General features: G+C 64.4%; 28 protein-coding genes. 4 read left to right on the top strand and 24 right to left on the bottom strand.

Annotation, left to right across the window (positions count from 1 at the left end):
* Window positions 1-67 precede the first annotated feature (67 nt).
* Window positions 68-286, top strand: a complete 219-nt coding sequence (locus WDM24_RS25895; protein ID WP_338827650.1) for a hypothetical protein — start codon at window positions 68-70, stop codon at window positions 284-286.
* A gap of 134 nt (window positions 287-420) precedes the next feature.
* Window positions 421-975 carry a hypothetical protein gene (locus tag WDM24_RS25900; RefSeq protein WP_166293454.1) on the top strand — a complete coding sequence of 185 codons (555 nt, stop codon included), beginning with the start codon at window positions 421-423 and terminating at the stop codon, window positions 973-975.
* A 62-nt stretch (window positions 976-1,037) separates the two neighbouring features.
* Here WDM24_RS25900 and WDM24_RS25905 read toward each other — a convergent pair whose 3' ends face one another.
* From WDM24_RS25905 to WDM24_RS25915, 3 genes are all read right to left on the bottom strand, one after another.
* Window positions 1,038-2,198, bottom strand: a complete 1,161-nt coding sequence (locus WDM24_RS25905) for a DUF2652 domain-containing protein (RefSeq protein WP_338827652.1) — start codon at window positions 2,196-2,198, stop codon at window positions 1,038-1,040.
* Window positions 2,199-2,302: 104 nt separating this feature from the next.
* Window positions 2,303-3,169 carry an alpha/beta hydrolase gene (locus WDM24_RS25910; RefSeq protein ID WP_338827654.1) on the bottom strand — a complete coding sequence of 289 codons (867 nt, stop codon included), beginning with the start codon at window positions 3,167-3,169 and terminating at the stop codon, window positions 2,303-2,305.
* Window positions 3,166-3,534, bottom strand: coding sequence for a hypothetical protein (locus WDM24_RS25915; RefSeq protein WP_175619312.1), 369 nt, complete (start codon window positions 3,532-3,534; stop codon window positions 3,166-3,168). The genes WDM24_RS25910 and WDM24_RS25915 overlap by 4 nt, the downstream gene beginning before the upstream one ends.
* A gap of 478 nt (window positions 3,535-4,012) precedes the next feature.
* On the opposite strand from WDM24_RS25915, the gene WDM24_RS25920 reads away from it, so the two are divergent.
* Window positions 4,013-4,264, top strand: coding sequence for a hypothetical protein (locus WDM24_RS25920; RefSeq protein WP_166297597.1), 252 nt, complete (start codon window positions 4,013-4,015; stop codon window positions 4,262-4,264).
* 58 nt (window positions 4,265-4,322) lie between these two features.
* Here the strand turns inward: WDM24_RS25920 and WDM24_RS25925 are convergent, their stop codons facing one another.
* From WDM24_RS25925 to WDM24_RS25940, 4 genes are all read right to left on the bottom strand, one after another.
* Entirely contained in the window at window positions 4,323-4,562 is a 240-nt protein-coding gene (locus WDM24_RS25925; protein WP_029080165.1) for a DUF6719 family protein, read from the bottom strand.
* Window positions 4,563-4,748: 186 nt separating this feature from the next.
* Entirely contained in the window at window positions 4,749-5,462 is a 714-nt protein-coding gene (locus tag WDM24_RS25930; RefSeq protein ID WP_029080164.1) for an outer membrane protein, read from the bottom strand.
* A 276-nt stretch (window positions 5,463-5,738) separates the two neighbouring features.
* Entirely contained in the window at window positions 5,739-6,182 is a 444-nt protein-coding gene (locus WDM24_RS25935) for a hypothetical protein (protein WP_414645627.1), read from the bottom strand.
* 204 nt (window positions 6,183-6,386) lie between these two features.
* Window positions 6,387-6,722, bottom strand: a complete 336-nt coding sequence (locus tag WDM24_RS25940; RefSeq protein WP_338690204.1) for a His-rich protein BRANT — start codon at window positions 6,720-6,722, stop codon at window positions 6,387-6,389.
* A gap of 286 nt (window positions 6,723-7,008) precedes the next feature.
* Between WDM24_RS25940 and WDM24_RS25945 the strand changes: the two genes are divergently transcribed.
* On the top strand, window positions 7,009-7,569 hold the full coding sequence (locus tag WDM24_RS25945) for a hypothetical protein (RefSeq protein ID WP_338827659.1): 561 nt from the start codon (window positions 7,009-7,011) through the stop codon (window positions 7,567-7,569).
* A gap of 116 nt (window positions 7,570-7,685) precedes the next feature.
* On the opposite strand, the gene WDM24_RS25950 is transcribed toward WDM24_RS25945, so the two are convergent.
* The 17 genes from WDM24_RS25950 to coxB all read right to left on the bottom strand — a co-directional run bounded on the left by WDM24_RS25950 (window position 7,686) and on the right by coxB (window position 24,503).
* Window positions 7,686-8,624 (bottom strand): NAD(P)-dependent oxidoreductase, encoded by a 939-nt coding sequence (locus tag WDM24_RS25950; protein WP_338827661.1) that lies wholly within the window; start codon window positions 8,622-8,624, stop codon window positions 7,686-7,688.
* Window positions 8,625-8,708: 84 nt separating this feature from the next.
* Window positions 8,709-9,902 (bottom strand): MFS transporter, encoded by a 1,194-nt coding sequence (locus WDM24_RS25955; RefSeq protein ID WP_338827663.1) that lies wholly within the window; start codon window positions 9,900-9,902, stop codon window positions 8,709-8,711.
* A 298-nt stretch (window positions 9,903-10,200) separates the two neighbouring features.
* Window positions 10,201-10,479 carry a hypothetical protein gene (locus WDM24_RS25960; protein ID WP_166297605.1) on the bottom strand — a complete coding sequence of 93 codons (279 nt, stop codon included), beginning with the start codon at window positions 10,477-10,479 and terminating at the stop codon, window positions 10,201-10,203.
* Window positions 10,480-10,619: 140 nt separating this feature from the next.
* Window positions 10,620-11,369, bottom strand: coding sequence for a cation transporter (locus WDM24_RS25965; protein WP_166307025.1), 750 nt, complete (start codon window positions 11,367-11,369; stop codon window positions 10,620-10,622).
* 87 nt (window positions 11,370-11,456) lie between these two features.
* Complete coding sequence (locus WDM24_RS25970; protein ID WP_166297607.1) at window positions 11,457-12,098, bottom strand: DUF1109 domain-containing protein; 642 nt, start codon at window positions 12,096-12,098, stop codon at window positions 11,457-11,459.
* A gap of 167 nt (window positions 12,099-12,265) precedes the next feature.
* On the bottom strand, window positions 12,266-12,526 hold the full coding sequence (locus WDM24_RS25975; protein ID WP_338827666.1) for a hypothetical protein: 261 nt from the start codon (window positions 12,524-12,526) through the stop codon (window positions 12,266-12,268).
* A 157-nt stretch (window positions 12,527-12,683) separates the two neighbouring features.
* On the bottom strand, window positions 12,684-13,241 hold the full coding sequence (locus tag WDM24_RS25980; RefSeq protein WP_338827668.1) for a sigma-70 family RNA polymerase sigma factor: 558 nt from the start codon (window positions 13,239-13,241) through the stop codon (window positions 12,684-12,686).
* Between the two features lie 31 nt (window positions 13,242-13,272).
* Window positions 13,273-16,467 (bottom strand): efflux RND transporter permease subunit, encoded by a 3,195-nt coding sequence (locus WDM24_RS25985; protein ID WP_338827670.1) that lies wholly within the window; start codon window positions 16,465-16,467, stop codon window positions 13,273-13,275.
* Complete coding sequence (locus WDM24_RS25990; RefSeq protein WP_338827672.1) at window positions 16,464-17,918, bottom strand: efflux RND transporter periplasmic adaptor subunit; 1,455 nt, start codon at window positions 17,916-17,918, stop codon at window positions 16,464-16,466. Before WDM24_RS25990 ends, WDM24_RS25985 begins: the two co-directional genes overlap by 4 nt.
* Window positions 17,915-18,316: a FixH family protein gene (locus WDM24_RS25995; RefSeq protein ID WP_338690220.1), complete on the bottom strand. Its 402-nt coding sequence runs from the start codon at window positions 18,314-18,316 to the stop codon at window positions 17,915-17,917. Before WDM24_RS25995 ends, WDM24_RS25990 begins: the two co-directional genes overlap by 4 nt.
* A 100-nt stretch (window positions 18,317-18,416) precedes the next feature.
* Window positions 18,417-18,863, bottom strand: coding sequence for a hypothetical protein (locus WDM24_RS26000; RefSeq protein ID WP_338827674.1), 447 nt, complete (start codon window positions 18,861-18,863; stop codon window positions 18,417-18,419).
* 114 nt (window positions 18,864-18,977) lie between these two features.
* The gene (locus tag WDM24_RS26005; protein WP_338690224.1) at window positions 18,978-19,886 is read right to left on the bottom strand and encodes a heme o synthase; all 909 of its coding nucleotides are present in this window, start codon (window positions 19,884-19,886) and stop codon (window positions 18,978-18,980) included.
* Between the two features lie 77 nt (window positions 19,887-19,963).
* Window positions 19,964-20,371: a cytochrome C oxidase subunit IV family protein gene (locus WDM24_RS26010; protein WP_029080150.1), complete on the bottom strand. Its 408-nt coding sequence runs from the start codon at window positions 20,369-20,371 to the stop codon at window positions 19,964-19,966.
* Between the two features lie 9 nt (window positions 20,372-20,380).
* Window positions 20,381-21,103, bottom strand: a complete 723-nt coding sequence (locus tag WDM24_RS26015) for a heme-copper oxidase subunit III family protein (protein ID WP_166297619.1) — start codon at window positions 21,101-21,103, stop codon at window positions 20,381-20,383.
* 15 nt (window positions 21,104-21,118) lie between these two features.
* Window positions 21,119-21,823, bottom strand: coding sequence for a cytochrome c oxidase subunit 3 (locus WDM24_RS26020; protein WP_166297621.1), 705 nt, complete (start codon window positions 21,821-21,823; stop codon window positions 21,119-21,121).
* The gene (ctaD, locus tag WDM24_RS26025) at window positions 21,820-23,595 is read right to left on the bottom strand and encodes a cytochrome c oxidase subunit I (protein ID WP_166297623.1); all 1,776 of its coding nucleotides are present in this window, start codon (window positions 23,593-23,595) and stop codon (window positions 21,820-21,822) included. Before ctaD ends, WDM24_RS26020 begins: the two co-directional genes overlap by 4 nt.
* 74 nt (window positions 23,596-23,669) lie before the next feature.
* A complete protein-coding gene (gene coxB, locus WDM24_RS26030; protein ID WP_166297625.1) occupies window positions 23,670-24,503 on the bottom strand; it encodes a cytochrome c oxidase subunit II in 834 nt (277 codons plus the stop codon).
* Window positions 24,504-25,043 lie beyond the last annotated feature (540 nt).

Raw genomic sequence — 25,043 nt, forward strand, 5'->3', positions numbered from 1 at the left:
CAAATCCACGCGAAACCGCCTGAGGATTTGTTCGGAACATTAAGCCCCCTCACGCGATTTTCCTCGCATGAGGCTACGCGAACCCAACCGCAACATGCTCCTTCTGGGCACGTTCACACTGCTCAGCATGGCTGCCGCCGGCGCCGTTGCGGTGCTGGATCCGGCATCTCCGCCGGCCAATGCCGCGGTTAGGCCGGCCCCCAATCAGGTGCCGGCCCCTGACCTGACGCCGGTCCGGATCGTCGGCACCCCGTTCGTCCCGAACACCAACCCCCGCCAGCGCTGACCCGCCTCGCACGCCGGGTACGTCACAATTTTGTCACCGCGCCTGCAAAACAGGCGTCTTCGTCAACCATCATGATGGCGAGTGCTTGATTCCGCGCGGTTGCTCTGCTGCAATCCGCCCGCTCAAGGTGCGCCATGAAGTGGATGAAGGAACGCGATCTCCTGATCGCGCAGACAATGGCTTTCGTGGAGTCGGTGAAGGGCAAGCAGCCCGACGCCGGGATGCCGACGCCTGCCCCGCGGACATCAGCGCCACCGGCCGCCCAGCAGACCGCCGCGCCGCCTGCTATTGCGCCCGCACCCGCCACGCCGGCACTCGCCGCCGCTGCAGAGGCCTTGGCCGAGGCCATCGCCACATTCGACATCAAGCCCAAGCCTGCGGCCGAGACGCGGCCCGCGGCCGTCCCGCCGCCGCTCCCCGTGCCGACCGTGATCGAGGGCCTGCCGCCGGCTCCGCCGCCTCTGGCAGTGACCGTCGTCGAAGTCCCGCCGTCGCCGGCGCAGCCGCCGCAATTCGCAAAACTCGACATCAGTGGCGACTTCGGGTCCGAGGTGCGCGAGCGGGTTGCCAATTTCCGCGCCCAGCAGCAGCGCTTCCTCAAGGAGCGCGAGGAATACTGCACCACGACGATGGCCAAGGTGCGCGCCGCGATCCGCGACAACAGCGAGCTGCCGCGCTCCGGCAAGTAACCAGCGACCTGTTCACCTGATGGCCTTGCCCCCCGCGCTTGTCCGCCGGGGTCGATTGGACTTCAGCGCGGCGCGCCCGATTTCACCGGATCGGTCAGGAAGCGTCCGCTCGATCGCGTCAGCGCCGGCTCTTCCATGGCATCGGAAGCAGGCTGCTTTCCTTCCAGCATCGATCGCAAGCCGGCGATCGCCCGGGTCATGCGCTCGGCGTATTTGGCCAGGGCGCCGTCGACGAACGCCCTGTCCTTCGGCTTCGGCTTGGCGAGCCGCAGCTCCAGATGCGTCGTTCCGTCTGGACCGTCCAGAACGGCGCGGGTCATCACGATCCGCGGCGCGTCGGGGACCGGAAGCGTGATGCCCACCGTGAAGTAGTCGGCCGGGTGCCAATCGAGCAACTCTTCGACGACGGTATGGTTGCCGTGCATGCAGTGATTTTTGGTGCCGACCCCGCGCCGTCCCTTGCCGGATTCCTCGACAATGGTGTCGGCGTCCCACCATTGCTGCCACTGCCCGGGCACGGTGAGAAATTCCCACACCCTCTGCCGGGGCGCGGCGATATCGAACTCCAGCATGGCGTGGGCGTCGGCGCGCGTCACCTCCATCCGCCTTTGCGCGTCGTCCTGCTGCCAGGCCGCCTCGAGATCGCGCACCCACAGCGTCACATCGCCGATGATGTCGATGGTTTCGTGATGCGCGATGAGATCTTGCGCCACCGGATCGACGCCCATGGCGCGGATCGCCGCGTCGCTGTAGAGCGCGTAGGCGCACCCGCCGACCTTGTCGCAAACCGTGTTCTTGAGCAGCCGGTGGACCAGAATGACGTCGCGCCCGGCGAGCTCTTCCCGCCCGCCCATCTTCTGCTTCACCATCTCGCCATGATGGACGACGAATTTGAAATCGAGATCGCCCATCGCGACGCAGGCCCGGCACTCGCAGGCCGAGGCCTGGCTAACGCTGCGCAGGCGCCGGCGGAACTTGAAATAGGCGCCCTCGATCGCGTCCTGCAGCAGCGATCCGTCGATTGTCTCGGCGGTGGTGTAGACGAACGCGGCGTCGCCCTCGAACTTGGCGAGGCGAAATGGCGGGCGCAGCGCTTTCACCACCGCGTCCATGAAATCGGCGATGATGTCCTGCGCATGGTCGAGTTCGACCGCTGCGAGGAAGTTCGTATAGCCGGAGATGTCGGCAATCGCGAAATAGGCCACTTCAGCTTTCGGAAGCATCGGGACCTCCTACGCAACCGGTTCACGCCAATCGTGCGGATGCGCAGTGTGTCACCCGCGCCGCCCGCGGTCGAGGGGCGCGGCTGTTGTTCTGACGCGATTTCTCAGCGCGAACCGGCGCTCTGGCGGCTGCCGATCTTCTCCAGCACCGGCAGCAGATGTTTCAGGAACTCGCCCGGATTCTCGCTCATCGGAAAATGGCCAAGGCCTTTCATGATGGTGGCCTCGCTGCCGGCAATGCTGCTTGCCACCGCCAATGTCTCCTCCGGCGTGCAGGAATAATCGTACTCGCCTGACAGCAGGAACAGCGGGCAGCGTTTGGTGTCGATCTCGGCGATGCGGGCGCGGATGTCGCCGTCGATCTTGTAGAAATAGAGGTCGCCCTTGAACACGCCGGGCCCGCCTTGCATGTAGTGCCACAGCGTTTCCCACCTCTCCTTGTCGGGCGCGTCGGGCCCGACCAGCCCCGAGACGATGGCGGCCGCGACCTCGCCGCCATGCACGTCCGGCCGGTGCAGGAAATTCAGGTCGTAATACGGATCGACATGCGCGCCGGCCTGCAAGCCGATGATGGCGCGGAAGCGTTCGGGATGCTCGAGTGCGAGATGCAGCGCGATCCGGCCGCCGATCGAGCAGCCGATCACGATCGGCCTGTCGAGGTCGAGCGCATCCATCACCGCCAGGATCATCGTCGTGTATTGCGCTGACGTGAGCTGGTATTCTTCGTCGTGCCAGCCTTGCGGCGGCGACGACTTGCCGTGCCAGGGCATGTCGAAGGCGATGACGCGATGGTTGCGGGTGACGCGCTCATCGTTCATCAGGCCGCGATATTGCCGCCCGTCGGCGCCGGCGGTGTGCAGGCAGAGCAGCGGCGTGCCCTCGCCCGCCTCCTCGACATAGACGCGGTGCGCCCGGCCGGACAGCTCGAGCTGCATATAGCGGCCGATGATCGGCTCGAATTTGACGCTCATGCCGCCACTCCCTCGCGGCGCAGCTTGCCGAGCGCCTCCTTGAAGTAGCGCAGGTTCGCCATGAAGATTTGCAGTTCGCCCTCGGCTTTCAGCACGCGGCGCTTGATCAGCGCCATCAGGTCGTTGGAGCCCGGCGGCGGCCGCCGCTCGCAGAAGCGCTCCCACTCCGCCTCCGAGGTGCGCAGCGCAAAGGACGACGAGGGCATCACGAACGGCCCTTTGGTCACCGACACGATCCGGCCCTCATGGATCGAAATCAGCCAGACGGCCGCGCCGATCTCGAGCAGGAATGTCGTGGTGAGGTAGCGGCCGCGCCGCACCAGGCCGGCGTCGCAATTGACCCGTTCCTTCAGCGTTTCGATCAATGTTCGCTCCCCGATGGCGGCCCGTCCGCGCAGGCGGCGGCGGGCGCTTGTTCTGCCGACAATGATGGAAGGAATGCAGGGGCCGTCAATCGTTACAGCCGTCGCGCGGCCACGGCGTTTTCGCTTAGGTCGCTAGAGCCAAATTTCGCTAAAGCCACGACCAGACCAGCGCCACGTTCGCGGCGCAGGCCGCGAGCAGCGCGATCGCGAGCACGAAGTGCACGCGTTCATGGGGGGTCTGAAGGATCGCTCTCATGGGGAAAGCATCCGGCGATTCTACCCGTGGAGTCCCGGGGATTCTTTTTTCCGGGGTTTACCACCCGTTAAGGACTCAGGGTCCCCGGCGAAAGGGCCGAAATGACTCATATTTTCAGATGCTTGGCCCGGAACCCCGCTCACGGTTCCGTGATTGGAACGGTGATATTGCCTGAAACCCGGGACGGGTGCTGGCGTTGTCGGGGATTGGGGAAAACGACGAATGCCATACGCGCTGTTCTATCAAGACGCCAAGCTGAGCAAGGCCTATCCAACCGAGGCCGATGTCTGGAGGCTCGCCAGGAAATCGGGGCTGGTGGTGGATGCCGTCTCCGGCGAGGAGCAGTCCTCGCCCCGCCCGCTGCTCGAGAATAACTATGAGATCCGGCCCTGCCAAGCGGAGCCGGACGAGGACCCGGTCAAGAACAAGGCCGATGCTGATCGCGAAGCGCGCCTGGAGCCGCGGTTGAATTAAAAAACAGCAGACCGGCCGGCACGCATCGCGGCCGGATGCAAAAGCGGTCGTCCCGCCCTTACGGCGTCGCGGTCGCCAGCGAGGCCTGTTCGGCCGCGAGCGACACGCAGATCTTCCGCCGATGCAGACCCCGGATCGACCCCGTCACCTTGAGCACCTTGCCGGCCGTGCAGGACGCGTCCTGCACGAACACGACTTCATACGGCGCAAGGACGAGGGGTTCGGATTTGAGGATCGTCTGGGCAAGGCACGGCACAGCGACCGCAGAGAGGATCAGCCCTAACGCAAAGCTACGCATGTTCGTTTGTCCACCAGCCCCGGCGATCGCATAATAACGCATCACGATGAAAGTTCCGTGCAATGCAGGAATTATTTTTTGCATTGCACGATCCGGCGTGAATATCCGCTGAATAAGCAAGCGTCGGGCCAACAAAAAAGGCCGACCCGAAGGTCGGCCTTTGATCTCGATGCGACGATGACGCGATCAGTAGCGGGAGCCCACCGGACCGCCCCAGCCGAAGCGGTAGTTGACCCCGACCTTGACGGTATGCTCGTCGTTCCGGAAGCTCGTGCCGACAATGTCGGCCGGACCGCTGGTGAAGGTGGTCTTGCCGAAATTGTAGTACTGGTACTCGGCCTTCGCCGACCAGTTCGGGGCGAACATGTATTCGAGGCCCGCGCCAACCGTGTAGCCGTCCTTGTGGCCGCCGTCGGTCGTGAACGCCGCCGGCACGCCGCCGACCGACGCCGTGATGTTGTTGTTGTCACGCCAGGCGTAACCGCCCTTGGCATAGAGCAGCGTCGGGCCCCAGGTGTAGCCGAGGCGGCCGGTCACCGAACCGAGCTGGTCGGTATTCCCGGTCACGACCGTTCCGGCGGGGAACACCAGACCGTTGTTCGACGAGCTCGGCAGCCAGGAGTACTGCGCCTCGACGCCCATCACCCAGTTGGGGGCGAACTGATAGTCGAAGCCGCCCTGCACGCCACCCATGAAGCGCGCGTCGCTGCCCATCAGGTTGTTGCCGTCGGTGAACGCGCCGCCGACATGGCCGCCGATATAGAAACCGGTCCAGTTGTAGATGAGCGCCGGCGCGGTAGGCGGCGGTGCCTTGGTATAGGTGCGGGCCGGGATGTCGGCTGCAAAAGCCGGGCTCGCAAGAGCGGCCAGCGCGACCGTGCCGAGCAAAAACTTCTTCATCTCTGATCCCCGTGACTTACGCTGCGCTGTTAAGCCAAACAACGTGACGCCAATTAGGTTGCTTTGGGGCAGTGCCAGACCTGTGATGTTTCCGAGCTGTGACAGGGTCGCAACAACGCCCGTTTGTTCCTTGGCACAGAAGGTTTTTTCATCGGTTAAGCAGCCGCATTTCGGCTGTATGGATGTCGCAAATGCCTAAGCTGAGGTTCAGCGCTCCCCGAAAAGTGATCGGGGTTGGCTAACGATCCGGTCAGATCTGCGACAGGCCGCCGCGCCTCAACGCGGCATCTTCTCCAGATCCGGAAATGGCGCGTAGGACGCGCCGGCGCAAGGCTCGGCGGAATTATCCAGGATGCGGTCGAGCCGGCCGTCGACGAACAGCACGCCGCGCTCGCGCGCCGGCCGGTAATTGCCGTCGGTATCCTTCGCGCTGTAGCGCAGGCACACCACGTAGCGCAGCCTGCCCCCGACCGTGCGCTGCGCCGGATCGGCAATTGCCGCCTCGCGCACCCCGACCGGGTTGTTGAGGTAGGTCCGCATGAAGGCGAGGATCTGGTCGCGGTACCGGTCCGGAAACGGCTGGTTGGCCACGCCGCGATCATCGGTGAAGGTCGTCGGCCCGCCCCCGCTGTCATCGCTGGTGAGGCAGCCGGCGAGCGGAATCGACAGCAGCAGGATCGCCGCCAGTTTTGATGAAATCCGCAAACGTCGCTGTCTCATGGGTCCCCGGTCGCGTCTCATAGACCGCCGGGCGGCGGAAGGGCAACTCGGTTGTTACCGCTCGTAAAGCCCAGAGCGTCTTTCTGAAGTCCGAACGCACTCCGGCCCGCCGCCATTGGGGAAGCAATGGACGGACGGGCCGGTTCTGCATCCTGAGGGCGCAGTGGGGGCAATGTGGAGCGGACTGCGCCCCTCGGATCAGGATCAGCCGCGCTTGGCCGGCGCGACGTGCTTGATCGAGGCCTTCGCCAGAACGTGCTTGGAGACGTGCTTGGTCGCATGCTTCGGCGACTTCACCTTCAGCATGCCCATGTGCTTGTGGTGGCGGTGATGGCGATAGTGCTTGTGGTGGCCCATCTTGGCGTTGGCGTTGCGCACCTTCGACGGCAGCTGCTCGCTCTTGATCACCGGGGCGGCCTTGGTCGCCGGGGCAGTCGTGGTCGCCGGCGCGGGCGTTGCGACCTTGCCGGTTTCGGCGGCGAGCGCGGGCGCTGCGATCACGGAGATGGCGAGCAGCGCGGCGGAAATCGTCTTGAACATGGTGGTCCTCCTGTTCGGGATCGAGAGGTCTCCGGCCGGATGGTCGGCCTCACCGATCAATGCACGTGACCTTATGGGCCGCGCACTGAACCCGTTCTGAAGGGCGCTGACGGAATTCATTCATGTGAATGACTTCTTTGTCATGTTGCCCGCCCCCGCCGATGGATCGCGGGAACACGCGATCGTGGGATCGGCCGGGAATGTTTTGTAGCCTCGGGTGTTCAAGTCAGCAGGCTTCGGTGTAGGATTACCGAGCACGATCAGGAACGATCAGGAGCAACCAGGAATGAGCAAGACGCCGCAGTTTCGTTGGAAGTTTTTGGGCCTCGCAGTGCTATCGATGACACTCGCCGCCGGGCCAGTCATCTCGGCCTACGCCGCAGGCAGTGACAATCCCTCACCGCCGGCCTCCGACAGCAGCGCCAGCAAGGGCAAGAAGGCCAAGAAGGACAAGAGCTCCGCGATCGACGATCAGAAGTTCCTCGCCGGCTACCGCGCCGCCTATACCACGATCTACGACCAGCACGACTATACCGCCGCGATCGAGCAGCTGAAGGCGCTCGGCCAGGACGACCGTGCCGACGTCGCCAATCTGATCGGCTACTCCTATCGCAAGCTCGGCGACTACAAGGTCTCGCAGGTCTGGTACGAGCGCGCGCTCAAGGCCGATCCGGCGCATGTGCGCACCTGGCAGTATTACGGCCTCTGGCAGGTCGAACAGGGCAACCGCGATCAGGCGCAATATCATCTGAACCGCATCGCCCAACTCGCCGGCACCAACAGCGACGAATATCGCTCGCTCGCCGCCGCGCTGGAAAAGCCGCCCGGCACCGGCCTGGTTTACTGAGCGGCCGATCGTCCTGACATCAAGCCGGCGCCGTCACGAGGACCGCGCCGGCTTTTTGCTGCTCTGTAGGATAGATAGAGCGAAGCGAAACCCATCCTACCGGCTACGGCTACGACCTACGGACGCGGCAGATCGGCCGCCCTTGCGGCATAGGCATCGAGCACGTCGTCGGCGCTGTAGGCTTGGCGTGCCGCGAAATCATCGCGCAGGCCGAGCCTCGCCGATGTCCAGAGCCGCGCAGCGGTGGCTTCTGTCATGATCGGTTGCAGGCCGATCTCCCGCAGCCCCTCCGCGATGCCGTCCATCTCGACCGCGCGGCGCTCGGCATGCAGCACGTCGGTGCGCACGCACATGTCGACGAACTTGCTGTAGCGCGTCGCATCCATCGGCTCGCAAATGCCGCGCAACGCTTCGCTGCGCACCCCCGCGAGCGAGGCTGCCGTCAGCGCCTCGACGATCAGCGCCTCCATGCCCTTGGTCACCACGCTGCGCAGCATCTTCACCGCGGCCGCCGTGCCCGCCTCGGGGCCGGCCTGCTCGATGGTGAAACCGAGCGGCGCAAACAATTCGGCGAAGCGCGCGGCACCATCGCCCGAACAGTACAGCGGCACCGCCGCGCCGTAGATGCTGACTGCGCCCATCAAATTGGCATCGACGAAGGCACCGCCGTTCGCCGCGACGGCATCGCCCACCAGCCGCTTGGCCTTGGGCGTGGAGGCGTTGACGTCGACCACCAGCATGTCAGGCCGAACCAGGCTGGCGATGGCTTGCCCGGCCGGCACGGCGGTCGCGACCACGACCGCGGAGAAGACGATGTCGGCGCGCGCCATCAGCGCGGGCAGACTGTCGACCAGCTCGACCCCGCAATTGGACGCCATGGTCCGGAATGCTTCCGAATATGGCGGACGGTTGGTCTTGCCGTCGCAAAACACCAGCGGCGCGGAACCACCCTTCACGCGCCCCTTGGCTGCGAGATGCCTCGCGAAGCACTGCGCCGCCTCGCCGAAGCCGACAAAGCCGATCACCTGCTGGGTCATGTGAATGCCCTGGGTCATGTCGTGAGCGTGCGCGCTGCCGCATCACAACCAATGTCAAGCAAGAAGCGTGCCCGCGACGAAGGATCACCATCCTGCGATCTGTCACGAAGCGGCGGCGATCCCGACCTCGCGCCGGCGGCGGCCGAGAATGGCGAGCATCACAAGTGCTCCGATCGAGCAGGCGAGCGCGAGCTCCAGCACGGCATTGCTGCCGGACCGCGTCAGCAGCCAGGCGAGCAGCGGCGGCGACGCCGCCGAGATCAGGTTCAGCGGCAGCGCGATATGCGAGGTCGCCTTGGCGAATTCGCTCTTGTCGTAGAACACCAGCGGGATCGTCGCGCGCGCGACCGCGAGCGCGCCGCTGCCGAGGCCATAGATCAGGATGAAGCCCGCGATCGCCCAATAGGTGCCATGGCCGACGATCAGGATCAGCATCGCGACCGGCAGCAGCGTGCCGGCGACGAGCCCGGTCGTGATGCCGTCCCAGCGACCGCTGCCGAGAAAGTCGATCGCGCGCGCCGACACCTGCACGACGCCGAGCGTCGAGCCGAACGCGACCGCCTGGGCCGCCGGCAGCCCCTGCGCCTTCAGAAGCTCGACCAGCACCGCGCTGAAGCCGAAACTGACGAAGGCGTTGAGCCCGATCGCCGCGACCACCAGAAAAAACGTGCTCCTGCCGGCCGGCGGCGGCGCACCCGACCGGTCCGATGGCGATGCGGATGCCGCCTCGCCGACCGCCCGGCGCGGCAGCCCGAAGCTGTAGAGCGGCAGGCAGACGAGAGCCATCGCGGCGGCATAGGCCAGACAGGTCCCGCGCCAGCCCAGGGCCTCCGCGAGAAACGCTGTCGTCGGCCAGAAGATGCTGCTGGAAAGCCCGGTGACCAGCATCAGCGCGCCGATCGCGCCTTTCGCGTTCCGCCCGGCCACCTCGTTCAGCATGATGTAGGCGGCCGTGCTCAGTGCCGCGCTGCCGGCAGCGCCGAGGACCGTCCAGGCGATGAAATACAGCACCGGCTCGCGCGCGCAGGCCAGTGCTATGAAACCGAGCGCGGCGATCACGCTGCCGGTCATCATGACGCGCCGCGCGCCAAAGCGCCGGAACGGCTCCGCCAGCAGCGGGCCGCACAGGCCCATGGTGACGTAAAAGGTCGATGTGCCCGCAAACACCGTGGGAAGTGCGATCTCAAGGTCGGCAGCAATCCGGTAGCCGACTATGGCCGGCAGGCCGAGGGTCCCCCACCCGAACACTTGCGCAATGGCCAGCACGAGCAGGACGCCGGCGATGTCTCGATCCATTCCCAGGAACCGTGCCCGGTCCGCCTTCGCCATTCCCACCCGCCGCGTTTCAACCAAACGCCTTCGCTAACCGACGTGGCATGACGGTATCATGACTGGGGTGCGCTGGATCGCGCTCGGAAACGTAAAGATCCCCAAGATTGCAGCCCCCTCTCCTAAGACTCGTCATGCCCGGCCTTGGGCCGGGCATCCACGTCTTTGCTTCGGCAACCAGAGACGTGGATGGCCGGGACGAGCCCGGCCATGACGACGGAGATAATGTTGAGGCCCAGTCTGCGGCCGCTGCGGTCGCCCCAGGCTACGGATAATGCTCGAGGCGCCGGTCGGGCTTCGGCGGGCGGTTGGCACCCACCGTGTTGCCGGCCGCGGCAGCATCCGGCTTCGCGGGATGCGGCGCCCTCTCGATCGGCGGCCCGCTGTCACCCGTCTTCGTGTTACTGTTCAGCGCCTGGCCGATGGTGGTCAAATTGGCCGCCTGCCCGGCCCCCGCCGCGCCGGTCGAAGGGCCGGAGCTCTGTGCCAACACGGTTCCCGATAGCACCAAGGCTGCCATCAGTATTGCCGCGTTGACTGTCATGGAGGGAGCCTTCTGCACACGAATGATGCACAGCAACGCGCGGCTGCCACGGACGTTCCCCCGGCGCCCTCATTTAAGGTAAATGCGAGGCGAATTCTGTACCCTGCCACGGCCAATGGCAGGGAGCACAGGCGGCTCGATCAACCACGCGCCGCCGTCGCGCCGCGCAACGCCCCCTCGCAATACTCTGCCCAGGCCTGCCGCAGGATCTGCACCGACGAGGTCAGGAATATTGCAGCCATCACGGCGGCGACCGCGAGATCGGGCCATGGCGTGGCCGTTCCCCAAACGCCCAGGGCGGCCACCATCACGATGAGGTTTCCAATGGCGTCGTTGCGCGAACAGAGCCAGACCGAGCGGACATTGGCGTCGCCGTCCTTGTACGGCAGCAGCAGCAGAACCGACCCAAGATTGGCGGCGAGTGCCAACGCACCGATTGCGCCCATCACCTCGGCTTTCGGCACGCCGAGCACGAACGTCTGGTAGACGGTCGAGCCGAACACCCACAACGCCATCAGGCTCAGCGAGGCGCCCTTCAGCAGCGCCGCGGAGGCACGCACGCGCAGGCTCGCGCCGATCACCGCAAGGCTCAGGCCGTAGGTGACCGTATCGGCGAGGAAGTCGAGCGCATCGGCCTTGAGCGCCTGCGAGCCGGCCAATTGACCCGCGACCATCTCGGTCAGGAACATCGCGCCATTGATGCCGATGACGGTCCAGAGAATGCGCTTGTAGCGCGGGTTGAGGCCGTCAAAGACCGGCACGCCGCCCGAGCAGCCGCACGCATCCGCCGCGCGATTGCGGTCCTCTGCTCGCACGCCAGCCTTCATCGGCAGCGTCAGCGGCGGTGGCGCACAGCACTCGGAGGTTTTCTGCTCGCAGCAATCGCTCATTGATCTTCCTTTCGGAGAGCAGGATAGGACCGCCGATGCCACCGATTCAACCCAGTCCGCGCGAAACAGGGCCAATCCGCGCGTTACTCACCACCGCAACAGTCGGGGCCCCAGCGCCGCGCCCGCGATCGTGCAGAACAAGATCGTTCCACCGTACCAGACCGCGACAAAAGGCAACGAATCGTCGGTGCAGTGAAGCGCATAAGCCAATGCGCTGATGCCGCCGGCGAGCAGGCCGGCGAATGCACCCGCCCGGCGCAGATCGGTCGGCGCCGCTTGTCGCACCGCCCACATCGCCAGTGCAAACGGCACGACCGCAATCACCGGGATCGACACCAGGCACTCCAACCACGCGTCACCTGCGACCATCCGATTCCAGTGCGAGGCAGGCGCCGCGCCGAGGCTGACGACGGCCAGCACAACGATCAGCAGGAACGGCAGGATGACGAGCAGCGCGCCCGGCTTCGACCCGCCGCCGGGGCGCGACAGCCTGATCAGGTACATTGCCGCCACGCCGGCGATGGCTGCGGCAAAGGCGATCTTCACACCCAGCAGTGCACACGCGCCGACGCTGGACAGACCCGTGCGCGGCCCAAATCCGATCAGGATGGCCGCCACGGAGATGGCCGCGCCGGCAGCGACGGCCATCGCGATACGGCGGCCGACCGCCCTGAAATCGACGGGGCCAACTCCTGCGCTCAGCGCCACAACAAGATCGTCGGTCTTCATCACCTGCTCTCCGCCAGCACCGGCCGTCTGACGAACGCTCCCTTCGTCAAGGTCAAGTCCCCGTCTCTATCACAAGGGGCGCTTTCCAGCGCCTCTTTCGGTCAGCGCAGCAGGTTGCGGTCGAGATTGGTCGTCCGACGCCCGTGCCGATCGGCCAGGGCCCCGCACTAGAAACCGCGGGACGGCGGAACGGACGATTTCGGGCCGCCGGAATAGCGCCACGAATTGACTTCCACGGCACGTCCGGCGGCGGGCTCGGCCGCCCAGCCAATCGCGGCGTAGGCGTCACGCGGCGCATGTTGTGCCGTGGTCGCGCGGTGAGCGCGTGTGGCAGAGGTCATCGCTCCGGCATTCGCCGCCGCGGACATCGCCACCAGCGATGTCAGAACTGAGATCGCGAGAATGGATTTGGTAAACTTCGTTGACATTGTCTGCTCCGTTGTCATGTGAAGGGCGCTCCATGCGCGCTTCTGTAAGGGAGTACGGAGCCTTTCGTCGGCCGGTTACACGATCACGCCGAGGTGAGGATGGTGGATTTCGGCCGCAACGCGGCATCAAGCCACGCAGGAAATTGAAGGGCCGCCTTCAGGCGTCGCGGTCCCCGCGAATGAAGGACGCCAGCGCCTGCAGGCCGCGGTGGATGCTGATCTTCACGTTGGATTCCGACATGCCATAGCGTGCCGCGGTCTCCGCGACGCTGTTTCCCTCCAGCTTGACCGCCTCGATCGCCTGGCGCGTCTTTCGCGGTAGCCGGCCGAGCAGCTTCGCCATGTCGTGCGTGCTCTCTGTCGAGGTCTGATCGTCAGCCGCCATCAGATCCTCACGGTTGTCGATCGGAACATTCATCCGCGACATCTTGTTGGCGCGGAGGTAGTCGATCAGCTTGTAGCGCGCGACCGCGTGTAGCCAGGGCGTGAACAGGGCCTCGGGATCGTAGGTGTGGCGCTTGAGATGAATCGTCAGCAGTGTCTCCTGGACCAGATCCTCCGCCTCTTCCGCGCTGCGCCCGGCTCCCATCAGCCTGCGCTTGTAGTAGCCGCGAAGACGCGGCACGAGCTTCGCCAGCAGCGCGCCGTGGCTGGCCGCATCGCCACGCTGGCTCGCCAGCATCAGCGTCTTGAGCTCGATTTCGTCACTGGTCATGTCGGCAGTCCTGCCTCGCAGTTCGGCTCGTCTAGGCGATGTGCTTGAGCGTGCGCGCGCGTGTCTGCGTAGTCTCGACAGCGGCTTCCGGCTGCAGCTCGCCGCTGTCGCCGGCCGGCGGCAGTCGAAAGCCCTTCACCATGGCGAAGATCGCGGGAATCACGATCAGCGTCAGCAAGGTCGACGAGATCATGCCGCCGATCATCGGAACCGCGATGCGCTGCATGATCTCAGAGCCGGTGCCGGTGCTCCACATGATCGGCAACAGCCCGGCCATGATCGCGACCACCGTCATCATCTTCGGCCGGACACGCTCGACCGCGCCTTCGATGATCGCGCGGTGCAGGTCGTCACGATCGATCGTGCGTCCCTCGGCAGCGCGCCGCGCCGTGATCTCGGCCAGCGCGTGGTTGAGGTAGATCAGCATCACCACGCCGGTCTCAGCAGCGACGCCGGCGAGCGCGATGAAGCCGACCGCGACCGCAACCGACAGGTTGAAGCCGAGCGCCCACATCAGCCAGAGCCCGCCGACCAGCGCGAACGGCAGCGACAGCATCACGATCAGGGTCTCCGCCACCGAGCGGAAGTTGAGGTAGAGCAAGAGGAAGATGATCGAAAGCGTCACCGGCACCACGATCTTGAGCCGCGCCGTGGCGCGTTCGAGATATTCGTACTGACCGCTCCAGATCACATAGGCCCCGGGCGGAAACTGCACAGCGGCCTGCACCGCGCGCTGCGCGTCCGCCACATAGCTGCCGAGATCGCGATCGCGGATATCGACATAGATGTAGGTCGCGAGTTGCCCATTCTCGGTCCGGATCGTGGTCGGCCCGCGCGCCGGCTTGATATCGGCGACCTCGCCGAGCGGCACCGCCCCGCCCGCCGGCATCGCCACCAGGATGTCGCCCGCGATCGCACCGGGATTGTCGCGCAGGTCGCGCGGATAGCGCATGTTGACGGTGAAGCGCTGGCGTCCCTCGACCGTCGTGGTCACGCTTTGCCCGCCGAGCGCGGTCGCGATCGTGTCCTGGACGTCCTGCACGGCGATGCCGTAGCGCGACAACGCCTCGCGGTTCGGCGTGATCTCGAGGTAATAGCCGCCGAGGCCGCGCTCGGCATAGGCCGACGAGGTGCCGGGCACACCCTTCACGATCTGCTCGACCTGGCGGGCGAGCTTGTCGATCACGGCGAGATCGGGACCGATCACCTTGACGCCGACCGGCGTCCGGATCCCGGTCGAAAGCATGTCGATCCGCGCCTTGATCGGCATCGTCCAGGCGTTGGAGACGCCGGGGAATTGCAGCGCCTTGTCCATCTCGGCGATCAGGCCGTCGAGCGTGACGCCCTTGCGCCATTGTTGCTTCGGCTTGAGGTTGACGATGGTCTCGAACATCTCCGACGGCGCCGGATCGGTCGCGGTCGCGGCGCGGCCGGCCTTGCCGTAGACCGAGGCGACTTCCGGAAAGCTGCGGATGATGCGGTCCTGGGTCTGCATCAGTTCGGCCGCCTTGGTCACCGAGATGCCCGGCAGCGTGGTCGGCATATAGAGCAGCGTACCCTCGTTGAGGTCGGGCATGAACTCGGTGCCGAGCTGCCGCGCCGGCCAGACTGTGACGGCGAGTGCTGCAAGCGCCAGCACGATCACCAGCGTCTTGGCCCGCAACACGCCGTTGATCACGGGACGGTAGATCCAGATCAGGAAGCGGTTGATCGGGTTCTTGTGCTCGGGGACGATCCTGCCGCGGACGAAGATCACCATCAGCGCCGGCACCAATGTGACCGACAATAGCGCCGCCGCCGCCATCGCAAACGTCTTGGTGAAGGCGAGCGGCGAGAACAGCCGCCCCTCCTGCGATTCCAGCGTGAAGATCGGCATGAAGGACACGGTGATGATCAGCAGGCTGAAGAACAGCGCCGGTCCCACTTCTGCTGCCGCCTCGATCAGGATCGCGACCCGCGACCGGCCGGGCTCGGCGCGCTCGAGGTGCTTGTGCGCGTTCTCGATCATCACGATCGCCGCGTCGATCATAGCGCCGATCGCGATCGCGATGCCGCCGAGACTCATGATGTTGGAGCCGATCCCGAGCAGCTTCATCGCGCCGAACGCCATCAGGACGCCGACCGGCAGCATCAGGATCGCGACCAGTGCGCTGCGGACATGCAGCAGGAACACGAAGCAGACCAGCGCGACCACGACGCTCTCCTCGATCAGCGTGCGCTTCAGCGTCTCGATCGCGGCATAGATCAGGTTGGAGCGGTCATAGACCGGCACGATCTCGACCGATTTCGGCAGGCTGGTCGCGATCTCCTTGAATCGCTTCTTGACGTTTTCGATCACGTCGAGCGCGTTGACGCCGAAACGCTGCAGCACGATGCCGCTGGCCACCTCGCCCTCGCCGTTCAGCTCGGCGATGCCGCGCCGCTCGTCGGGGCCGAGCTCGACGCGGGCGACGTCGCGCAGCAGCACCGGCGTGCCGTTGTCGGTCTTCAGCACGATGTTGCCGAGATCGTTGATGTCCTTCAGATAGCCCTTGCCGCGGATGACATATTCGAACTCGGAGAGCTCGACGGTGCGGCCGCCGACATCGGCATTGCTGGCGCGGATCGCGTCGCGCATCCGCTGCATAGTGATGCCGCGGTCGCGCATCCGCTGCGGATCGAGGATCACATTGTACTGCTTGACGAAGCCGCCGACGCTCGCGACCTCGGCCACGCCCTCGGCCCTGGCAAGGGCGAACTTCAGGTTCCAGTCCTGGATCGTGCGGGTGTCGGCCAGGTTCAGCTCTTTCGACATCACGGCGTACTGGTAGACCCAGCCGACGCCGGTCGCGTCAGGACCGATGGTCGGCGATACGCCCGCCGGCAGCCGCGACGCCGCGCCGTTGAGGAATTCGAGCACGCGCGAGCGCGCCCAGTAGATGTCGGTGCCGTCCTCGAAGATGACATAGACGAACGACACGCCGAAGAACGAGAAGCCGCGCACGACCTTCGACTTCGGCACCGTCAGCATCGCCGTGGTCAGGGGATAGGTGACCTGATCCTCGATCACCTGCGGCGCCTGGCCGGGATATTCGGTGTAGACGATGACCTGGGTGTCGGAGAGATCGGGGATCGCATCGAGCGGCAGATGGAGCAGCGCGTAGAGACCCGCGGCCGCCGCAAAGCCGGTGCCGAACAGCACCAGCAGCAGATTGCGCGCCGACCAGGCGATGAGACGGGCAATCATGGCTTGCCTCCCGTCATCTCGCCCTCGCCCGCCGCCTGCGCAGCGCCGGCCCCGCCAAAGCCCTTGATCGCCGCCTTCAGATTGCTTTCGGCATCGATCAGGAATGTCGCTGACGTGACGACCGCATCGCCCTCGGCGATCCCGTCACGAATTTCGACATAACCGTCGCCGCGCCGCCCGAGCTTGACCTCACGCGGCTCGAACCGTCCGTTGCCCCGGTCGAGCAGCACCGTCTGGCGGCTTCCGGTATCGAGGATGGAGTTGTCAGCCACCGTGAGCACCGGCGCCGGGCTGCCGGTATCGATCTCGGCGTCGACATACATGTCCGGCAGCAGCGCGAGATCGGCGTTTTGCAATTCGATCCGCACCCGTGCGGTGCGCGTCTCCTTGTTGACCTGCGGGTAGATCATGGCGATCTGGCCGGCGAACGCGCGACCGGGATAGCTGCGCGTGCGCACCGTGACCTTCTGGCCGACTACGATGTTGCCGAGATCGCGCTCGGCGACATCGACCAGCGCCCACACCATTGAGACGTCGGCGATCCGGAACAGCACGTCGCCGGGCTGGGCGCGCATGCCCTCGATCGCGGCGCGTTGCAGCACGATGCCGTCGCGCGGCGACGACCATGGAATTGCGATCGGGACCGTGCGGCTCTGCTCCATCTCCGCGATCACGGCCTCGGGCACGTCGAGGTTCATCACCCGCTGCCGCGAGCCCCGCCCGTATGGATCGATCCCCGCAGCCGCTTTCGAGCCGATGGTCGCAACATATTCGGCGGCGGCCGAGGACACCGCCGGGCTGTAGATCTCCATCAGCTTCTGTCCCTTGGTCACCCGGCTGCCGGTCGTGACGTCGGCGACCTTCTGCACATAGCTCTCGGCGCGCATCGCGATCACGGAGACACGCCGTTCGTCGAGCTGGATCGTGCCGGGGGCACGAACCAGCGTGCGGATGCGGCGCATCTCCGCCGCTTCGGACTTGACGCCGGTGCGCTGGATCTTGCCGGGCGACAGCGTGATCGAGCCATCGTCGCTGTCGTCGCCGTCATAGACGGGGATATAGTCCATCCCCATGGAATCCTTCTTCGGCGCCGGCGAGGTGTCGGGAAGCCCCATCGGGTTGCGATAATATTTGATCTTGCGCTCGCTCTTCGCGGCCGTGGCCTTGATGTCCGCCGGCCGCTCGGGCGCGCCGGATTGCGCATCGGCATCCGGAAAAACCGGCAGATAGTCGCGCCCGTCCGCCGTCTTCTTCGGCGTCACCGAGTAGAACGGCTTGCCGTCGGGATCGCGGTAATAGATCGGCGCAGCGCTCTCCGCAGCCTGCGCGGCGGAGACGATGGCGGTCATAGGCCGCGGCGGCAGGCCGTGACCGGTCCATGCGGCGCCTGCCGCTGCGGCGATCGCAGCGGCAGCGCCGGCCCAAGTGAGGGCCCACGCGAGGCGGCTCATTGCTCGGCCGTGACGACGAGCTTGTTCTCGACCGAGCCGGTCTCGCCCTGCACCTTGGCGCCGAGCGATAATTGCCAGCGGCCGGCCATACCGAAGGTCGCCTTGAACCGGTAGGTGCCGGGCTCGGTGCCCGGCATCGGCGTCACCTTGGTGGCCATCTCCTGCATGCCGTCGGGCGCCATGTCGAGCCGGGTCGAGAAGATCACCGCGTCGGGAACGGCCTTACCGGTGGTCTTGTCGACCAGCCGCACCGTGACGATGCGATCGTCCCCGGCCTTGACCGTCGGCTGGGTGAGCTGGAATTCGTAGTTCTTGATCTCGGCGTGAGCGGGCGCGCCGGCCAGGGCAACGCCGATCAGCGCGGCCACAGCGGCGCGCGCGAGGTGGAAAGTCTTCATGGTTAAGATCCTCGATACGTCTGATGCACCGCGTGAGCGGCATGCGACGACACGCGCGCCATCAGGCGCACGCGTCAGCGATCAGGCGCTTGCGCGCCCGTCAGACGTGGGTTCGAGGCGGATGATCCGGAGGTTTGGCGCCGAGGCCGTCAAGCAGGCGGTCGTCGCGCGCGGCGAATCCGCCTCGCGACGGCTCGCGTGCGATCAGCGATGCGGCACCGGCAGGAAGCGGCAGCGAGACGCTCAGCATGCAGAGCGCAAGGAACGGACAGTCGTCGCAGCCCTTGCTCTTGGTCTGGTCCGGGCAGCACGGCATGTCGCCGGCCATCGCCTGCCCCGACATGGCCTGATCGAACTTGGCCATGCCGTGCATGGCTTGGTCCGACATGGCCGCGTGGCTGGACATCGCCTGCATGGCGGTGGCCGATGCATCCGGCATCATCCTGGCAAACGCCGGCGCCACGGGCGCGAGCAACAGCCCGGCCACGACGAGCAGCAGAATCCAGAGATTGGCGAGCCGCCTCACATACATACCTGCTTGTCGCATGGATCAATGCAACCTGCAAATTCACGATTCCGCCAGCTTGGCCTCGCCCGGCGGCGTATCCGGACGTCCCCGGCACGAAGTAAGCCCTGCGGCCGTCGATTCGAATCCGTCCAGTCAGCGGGACTGAGCGTAGGGTGCAGCATTCATCAGCAGCACCCCAAAAAGAAGGACCAGATAGAGCATCGAAAACACGAACAAGCGACGAGCTGGCCGCCATTCCTTGTCGTGGCTCCGACGTACCTGCCATGCGAGAACAATCATGATCGCTCCCAGCACCGCCGCGGCCGCGCCATAGATGGCTCCCGCGAACCCCAGTGCACAAGGCAGCAGTGAGATCAGAACCAGAAGCACGCTATAGAGAAGAATCTGGCGCTTTGTTTCGGTCTTGCCGGCCACGACCGGCAACATCGGCACACCGGCGCGGGCATATTCTCCGGAAAGATTAAGCGAAAGTGCCCAGAAGTGCGGTGGCGTCCAAAGGAAGATGATCAGGAACAGGATGAGCGGCTCGAGCCCAACATTTCCGGTGACCGCAACCCAGCCGATCACCGGAGGGAGCGCACCGGCGGCACCGCCAATGACGATGTTTTGCGGTGTTCGGCGCTTGAGCCACATCGTGTAGACGACGACGTAGAAGAAAATTGTGAAAGCAAGCAGTGCAGCAGCGGCCATGTTCAGCAAAGTGCCGAGGGCCAGGACGGCGCACGCGCCGAGCATCAATCCGAAAACCAATGCTTCCGAGCGCGATACGCGGCCGCTAGGAATTGGACGGATGGCGGTACGCGCCATCACCGCATCGATGTCGGCGTCGTACCACATATTGAGCGCAGCCGCGGCGCCGGCTCCGGCAGCAATGCAAACCAGAGCAGCGACGCCGGTGACGGGATCGATGCCGCCTGGTGCGACCATGAGACCGACCAGGGCGGTAAAGACGACCAGCGACATGACGCGCGGTTTCGTCAGTGCGACGTAGTCTCCGATGTTGGCATAGCTCCGGCGAAGAATTGAACGATTGATTTGCACGAGATTGATTCCTCGTCAGTTCGATACTCAAAAGGCCATCGGTTGAAGGCCTTGTTCGCAGCACAACCGTCCTGCTTCTAGCTCGCTGACGCGAAAAACATGACCCGAAGCAGATGCGTATAGTCGGATTCGAACACCATGATCGCTACAAAAACCAGCACCAGCACCGGCGGCAACAGGATGGCGTAGGCCAACGCCAACCGCTCCCAGGCCATGTGCATGAACACAGCAACGATCAGGCCGGCCTTCAGCACCATGAACAGCAGGATCAATGACCAACGGAGATGGCCATGGATGCCAAAGAAGTCGACAAGGTATGAGCAGGTGCTGAGCACGAACAACCATCCCCAGACCACGAGATAGAGCTTGATCGGGTGCTGCTGGCCCTCGGCGTGCGTGGCTCCCGATGCGACTGCGTCATGCACATAAGTGTGGAGCGCATGTTGCGTTGCCTGCCCTTCCACATGTACCGCTGCGTTTGTCATGCGCTTACCTCACCAGAGATAGAAGAAGGCAAAGATGAACACCCACACGAGATCGACGAAGTGCCAGTACAGGCCCATGATCTCGACGATCTCGTAATGCCCCTTCCGGCTCGTGAAGAAGCCACGCCGCTCGACGTCGAAATCGCCCCGCCAGACCTTTCGCGCAATCGCGATCAGGAAGATCACGCCGATCGTCACGTGCGTGCCGTGGAAGCCGGTTATCATGAAGAAGCATGAACCAAACTGCGCCGCGCCCCACGGGTTGCCCCATGGCCGCACGCCCTCCATGATCAGCTTGGTCCATTCGAAGGCCTGCATTCCGACGAAGGTTGCGCCGAACGCTGCGGTGGCCAGCATCAAGGCCGCCGTTTTGACGCGATCGCGGCGATAACCGAAATTGACCGCCATCGCCATCGTCCCGCTGCTCGAGATCAGGATGAAGGTCATGATGGCGATCAGGATCAGCGGGATGTGCTGGCCCGCGATATTGAGGGCGAAGACTTCGCTCGGGTTCGGCCACGGCACGGTCGTCGACATCCGCGCGGTCATGTACGACAGCAGGAAGCAGCTGAAGATGAACGTGTCGCTCAAGAGGAAGATCCACATCATGGCCTTGCCCCAGGACACGTGCTTGAAGGCACGCTGGTCCGAGGCCCAGTCGGCGGCGATGCCGCGCCATCCGGGTAGCGTTCCGGGCGGCGCGTTGGGGGTTGCCAGTGTGGTTTCCGTCATCGCTTCCTGCCCTCGCTAGCTGAGCAACTGGCGACAGATGTCGACGATATTGTCGGTCCAGCCCGTCAGCAGACCGAGCAAGACCAGCCAGACCAACAACAGGAAATGCCAATAGATCGCGCACAGCTCGACGCTCAGGCGCACCTGCATCATCGGCGCGCCGCGCCACACCTTTGCGGTCGTCCTGCCGAGCGCCACCAGTCCGCCCGTCAGATGCAGTCCGTGCACCGCGGTGATCAGGTAGAAGAAGGAATTGGCAGGATTGGACGCCACGAAATACCCGGCGACGTTCAGTTGCTGCCACACCCATAACTGCCCAACCAGGAAGGTTACAGCGGACGCGCCGCCGATCAGCAGGCCGACGATCAAGCCGTCAATGTCGTCGCGTCGCGCGGCGATCAGCGCCCATTGCAGCGCCACACTGCTTATGACCAGGACGCCGGTATTGAACCACAACAGTCTGGGCAGGGGCAGCTCCCGCCAGTCCACCATGCTGTTGCGCATGGAGTAGGCGCTGATCAGGAGCGCGAACAACGAGCCGACGACCGCGAGAAACACGCCCAGTCCGATCTTCGCCGTCGGCACCGACGAACCGCGCTCACCGCGAAGATCGACGTCCACGCCTTGCTCCAGCCACGGCTTGGCCGCCAGCCGCTGCTGCGAGAGCCACCATCCCGCGATCGCTGCAATTGTAGCAATGAACAGGATGATGGCGCTCACGGGTGGGCTCCCTGCGCCACCAATCCGGCCGGTGGTTCATTCTGCGGCACAAAGTCCCTGGCAGCACCGGGCACGCTGTAATCGTAGGCCCAGCGATAGACGATCGGGAGTTCTTTTCCCCAGTTGCCATGTCCCGGCGGGGTTTCCGGTGTCTGCCATTCCAGCGAGGCGGCTCCCCACGGATTGCCGCCAGCCTCTTTTCCTTTGAACAGGCTCCAGATCATATTGAACAGGAAGACAAGCTGGGCGAAGCCGACGATCAGCGCCGCCACGCTCATGAACGCATTGAGGTCATGGGCGGATGCCGGGACGAAGGTTGTCTCGCCGATGTCGTGATAGCGGCGGGGCATCCCGAGCAGGCCGAGATAGTGCATCGGGAAGAACACGGCATAGGCCCCGATGAACGTCACCCAGAAATGGAATCGCCCAAGCGCCTCGTTGAGCATGCGTCCGGTGATTTTGGGATACCAGTGATAGATTCCGCCAAACACGGCCATGATCGGCGCGATACCCATCACCATGTGGAAGTGCGCGACGACGAACATCGTGTCGGACAGCGGAACGTCCACGACCACGTTGCCGAGAAACAGCCCGGTGAGACCGCCATTGACGAATGTGATGATGAACGCGAGGGCGAACAGCATCGGCGTCGTGAGATGGATGTCGCCGCGCCACAAGGTCAGCACCCAGTTGTAGACCTTGATGGCGGTGGGGACCGCGATGATGAGCGTCGTGGTGGCGAAGAAGAACCCGAAATACGGGTTCATGCCGCTCACATACATGTGGTGCGCCCACACGACGAAGCTGAGCGCACCGATGGCCACGATCGCCCAAACCATCATGCGATAGCCGAAGATGTTTTTTCGCGCGTGGACGCTGATCAGATCGGAAATGATGCCGAAGGCCGGCAAGGCGACGATGTAGACTTCGGGGTGGCCGAAGAACCAGAACAGATGCTGGAACAGGATCGGGCTGCCGCCGCCATACTTCGTCAGCTGGCCCATCTCGACCAGCGTCGGCATGAAGAAGCTGGTTCCCAGCAGGCGGTCCAGCAACAGCATCACTGAGGCGACGAACAGCGCCGGGAAGGCCAACAGCGCCATCACGGTGGCCGTGAAGATGCCCCACACCGTCAGAGGCATGCGCATCAACGTCATGCCGCGCGTACGCGCCTGCAGCACCGTCACGACGTAATTGAGCCCGCCCATCGTGAAGCCGATGATGAACAGGATCAGCGAGGCCAGCATGAGAACGATGCCCCAGTCCTGCCCGGGGGTGCCGGAGAGAATCGCCTGCGGCGGATAGAGCGTCCAGCCGGCGCCGGTCGGCCCGCCCGGCACGAAGAACGTCGCGGCCAGCACCAGCACGGCGAGCAGGTAGACCCAGTAGCTCAGCATGTTCACGTAGGGGAAGACCATATCCCGCGCGCCGACCATCAGCGGGATGAGGTAGTTGCCGAAGCCGCCAAGGAACAAGGCGGTGAGCAGGTAGATCACCATGATCATGCCGTGCATGGTGATGAACTGAAGGTACTCATTGGCATCGATAAAGGAGAATGTACCGGGAAATCCCAGTTGCAGGCGCATCATCCACGACAGCACCAGCGCCACCATTCCGATCGACATTGCCGTGATCGAATACTGGACGGCGATCACCTTGGCGTCCTGCGAAAAGACGTACCTCGTCCACCAGCTCTTCGGGTGATAGAGCTCGACCTCACTCACTTCGGCGGGCGGTATACCTGCGACCTGATCAAACGGGATATCGACCATCGGAATTCCCTCCTTGGTCTTCTGCTCAGCGACGAGTTCGCTTCACAATATCCGGCGCATCCGCGTCGGCATGTTCATTCGCTACCGGTCTTGTACGCGGCCTTCGCGACGTCGCGCTGGCCTGACAATTCCGCGAACGTCCGCTGCTTCTCGAGCCACGCGTGATATTCCTTCTCTTCCTCCACGACGACCTTGCTCCGCATTTGCGCGTGCGCGGCGCCGCACAGCTCCGCACAGAGGACGTCGAATGTTCCGGTACGCGTGGGCGTGAGCCAGTAATACGTCACCGAGCCCGGGATCATGTCCATCTTCGCCCGGAACTCGGGCACATAGAAATCATGCAGAACGTCGATCGAGCGGAGCAGCACCTTCACCGGCTTTCCAATCGGCAGATGCAGATCCTCGTTTTGAACGACGACGTCGTCCTGTCCGTTCGGATCATTGGGATTCAACCCGAGTGGATTGTCGGAACTGATCAGGCGCGCATCTGACGTGCCGAGCCGGCCGTCCTTTCCGGGAAGCCGATAACTCCACATCCACTGTTGTCCAACGACCTCGACGTCGGTCGCGTCGTCGGGAACGGTGACGAACTGGTGCCAGACGACCAGGCCGGGCGCCAACATGGCGGCGACGCCGACCGCCGTCACGATGCTGAGCCACCATTCGAGCTTCTTGTTTTCGGGATTGTAGGCGGCCCGCCGTCCCTCCTTGTGGTGGAAGCGGAACACGCAGTAAGCCATGAACGCGATGACCGCGCAGAAAACCGCCCCGGTGATCCAGAACGTCAGGTTGATCGTGTCGTCGATGTAGCGCCAGTTCGAGGCGATCGGCGTCCACCACCACGGGCTGTAGATGTGAAACAGCACCGAGGCGACTGCAACCAGGAGCAGTACGAGCGCGACAGCCATCCCTCATTCCTCCTTGCCATTTAAGGCTGCGGAGACGAACGAAAGGGCGGAGCTCACGTCAAAGGTATGGTGTCAAGGTATGGTGTCACGTACACCATCACCGTGCCTTTTGCCTCGCCCATTCTGCCGGTCGCGACGCTGGGACATCATGACAAAGGGTCAACGTCACGACCGCAATCTCATCGGAGCTTGGGGGCGTTCAGTGCATTCAAGATGGTACTCGTCGAGCCCGGCGTCAATAGAGGAGTATGCCCCGCCTCGGTCCGGCGCGTGTTGGCGCGAATGCGTTGCATGCCGGAGAGCACCGATCGGGACCCACCATCAGATGGTGCATCGCAAAACCTGGCTTTGTGCGATTGCACAATTCTCCCGACGCGTTCGCCATCTTGCTTCTGCTGCATATCGGACTAGTTTGATTGGACCGGTTGCGACAGATGTCGTCCGGCAAGCTCCTTCTGGTTGAATCTGATTTGCCGGACTCGGTCGCGATTTTCGCGCATGAGGCGGATGTGCGTGTTTTGAGGGCGCTCCGTTCCCCTG

The sequence above is a fragment of the Bradyrhizobium sp. 27S5 genome, from assembly GCF_037217225.1.
In the GTDB taxonomy this organism is placed as follows: Bacteria; Pseudomonadota; Alphaproteobacteria; order Rhizobiales; family Xanthobacteraceae; genus Bradyrhizobium; species Bradyrhizobium septentrionale.